The organism is Thiomonas sp. 13-64-67 (assembly GCF_002282795.1).
Taxonomy (GTDB): Bacteria; Pseudomonadota; Gammaproteobacteria; order Burkholderiales; family Burkholderiaceae_C; genus Thiomonas; species Thiomonas arsenitoxydans.
Genome location: NZ_NCKP01000016.1, coordinates 1 through 1,835, shown reverse-complemented (window position 1 = coordinate 1,835; position 1,835 = coordinate 1). Strand labels below are relative to the sequence as shown.

Genomic DNA, 1,835 nt, shown 5'->3' with positions numbered 1-1,835 from the left:
CGCCCCGAAGTGAATCAGGGCGTGCATGGCTGGGGCGGCATCGTGCTGCACGATGTGATCAACCAGACCTTTGCGCACAAAGCGGTGGAGAAGGGCGCAGACGGTCTCATTCTGGTGGCGGCCGGCGCCGGCGGACACGCGGGCACGCAATCGCCTTTTGCACTGGTGCAGGAAACCCGGCGCTGGTTCGACGGGCCGGTTGTGCTTTCTGGCGCCATTGCCCGTGGCGACTCGGTGCTTGCCGCGCAGGCCATTGGGGCCGATCTGGCCTATATCGGCAGCGCCTTCATCGCCACCGACGAGGCGCGCGCCGCCGAGGGCTACAAGCAGATGATCGTGGACAGCAGCGCGCAAGACATCGTGTACTCCAGCCTGTTCACCGGCGTGCACGGCAACTACCTGCGCGGCTCGATTGCCGCCGCCGGGCTCGATCCCGACCATCTGCCCGAGGGCGATCCGAGCAAGATGGATTTCGCCGCCGCCATCGGCGGGGCCAAAGCCTGGAAAGACATCTGGGGCTGCGGCCAGGGCATAGGGGCCGTGGGCCGGGTACAGCCCGCCGCAGACCTGGTGACGCAACTGCAGCGGGAATACGAAGCCGCGAAAACTCGGATGTGCGGCCGCTGACGCTCCGACAGCTCGCCTATAGTGGTGTAGTCCGAAGCACGAATCTGGAGACACCCCATGCGTGCACATCATCATCGCCCGCAGGCTCAACCTGAGGCGCCTTCACCCCCCAGCGCCGCGCAACTCGCTGGAGCGCGCACGTTTGCCGAGTTTTATCCGCTGTATCTGGCGGAACACCGGCTGCCGCTCACCCGCAGACTGCATTTCGTCGGCTCGACCCTGGCGCTGATCTGCCTGTTTTTTCTCATTTTCACCGCCAATCCATGGTGGCTGCTCGCGGCCGTCATCTGCGGCTACGCTTTTGCCTGGGCGGCCCACTTTTTTGTCGAACACAACCGTCCGGCGACGTTCAAGCGCCCGCTGTTCAGTTTGATGGGCGACTGGGTGATGTGGTGGCAGATGCTGACGAACATAAAATAATTAGCCTAATCAACAGCTTACAGAACAAGCCCACACTAACACTGTGGGCTTTTTTTTGCCCTTTTGGGGGAACGATTCCCCCACAATTCCCCCAAGGTGCCCCATCATTCCCTAGGGCGCTCCCCCACGGTTCCCCCACGCCGGGCCTTCAGGCTTCCGGCGGTGGCGGATAGCCCAGCCGCTGGTAGGCGGCTTGCAAAGCTTCTTCCAGCGCCTCCTGCGCGGCCCGCCTGGCGTGGACGGTATCCGCCCCAGGGTGTCCAGGCGCTCCGGGGCGGTCTGCCAGCCCCAGGCGCTCCACCGTGCGGCGCAGCGCCCTCATCGCCGCCAGCCACGTCTTGCCCTCTGGTGTGGCCTCAAGCCACTTACAGTGGCGGGCGCCTTTGTGGCCGCCGCTGCCCAGGCCAGCCCCGGCCCTTCGGGCGGCTTGAATCGCATCGCCAGCCAGCAGTCGCGCTGCGCTGCGGGCGTCAGGTGGGGTCATCCATGGGTTGAGAAGTAACACCTCGCCTGGCACTGCCGGCGGGGTGGGGAATGGCAGCACGATCTGGATGGAGGTGCTGGGCATGCGCGGTGCTTGCTCGCCCGCCGATGCCTGTGCCGAATCTAACAACTCCTGCGCGGTCTGGTTTGACACCCAGCCCCGCTGCAGCGCGGCCTCGACCAAATCCCACCACTTGCGCGGCATCGGCGGCTCTGGCGCCATCCACCGCCGCCACCCTCGGCCAGTGCCATCTCCAATTTGCATCGCCCTTTCCAGAAGCCCAGTTCCAAGGCCGCTGCGCTGG

3 protein-coding genes are annotated in these 1,835 nt (G+C 65.4%); 2 read left to right on the top strand and 1 reads right to left on the bottom strand.

All coding sequences use genetic code 11. The annotated features are described in order from the left end of the window. A partial coding sequence (locus B7X30_RS06315; RefSeq protein ID WP_286729898.1) for an NAD(P)H-dependent flavin oxidoreductase occupies positions 1–627 on the top strand: 627 nt, incomplete at its 5' end. A 57-nt stretch (positions 628–684) separates the two neighbouring features. After that, positions 685–1,047: an Mpo1-like protein gene (locus B7X30_RS06310; protein WP_286729897.1), complete on the top strand. Its 363-nt coding sequence runs from the start codon at positions 685–687 to the stop codon at positions 1,045–1,047. Between the two features lie 148 nt (positions 1,048–1,195). Here the strand turns inward: B7X30_RS06310 and B7X30_RS06305 are convergent. Further along, a partial coding sequence (locus tag B7X30_RS06305; protein ID WP_286729895.1) for a hypothetical protein occupies positions 1,196–1,835 on the bottom strand: 640 nt, incomplete at its 5' end.